This is a genomic window from Streptomyces sp. GbtcB7, from assembly GCF_019091445.1.
GTDB lineage: Bacteria > Actinomycetota > Actinomycetes > Streptomycetales > Streptomycetaceae > Streptomyces > Streptomyces mirabilis.
Window position 1 is genome coordinate 1 of the sequence record NZ_JAGXJM010000303.1, and the last position, 269, is coordinate 269.

Sequence of the window (269 nt, forward strand, 5' to 3'; positions counted from 1 at the left end):
TCCCCCTCGCACTGTTCGACCCGATCGCACTGCCCGACCCCACCGGCGGGAAGGCGGGCGCCGCATCCGCTCAGGACGCCGCGACGATCCAGTCGATCGTGCCCGATGCCCTCGGCTCGGGCTACCTCGGTTCGTACGAACAGGACGGCTGGGTGTACGTCGACGTGATCTGGGACGACGGCACCTGGCAGCGCGCGGCGAACGAGGACTTCGGTCCCGGCAAGGTGATCGTCCGGTCCGCGCTGCGCTCCGTCGACTGAGCGGCGTCG

The 269-nt window shown here is 70.6% G+C and carries 1 protein-coding gene; it reads left to right on the plus strand.

Features of this window, described 5'->3' with window-relative positions:
• A partial coding sequence (locus KVT44_RS56140) for a hypothetical protein (RefSeq protein WP_217576995.1) occupies positions 1–260 on the plus strand: 260 nt, incomplete at its 5' end.
• Positions 261–269 lie beyond the last annotated feature (9 nt).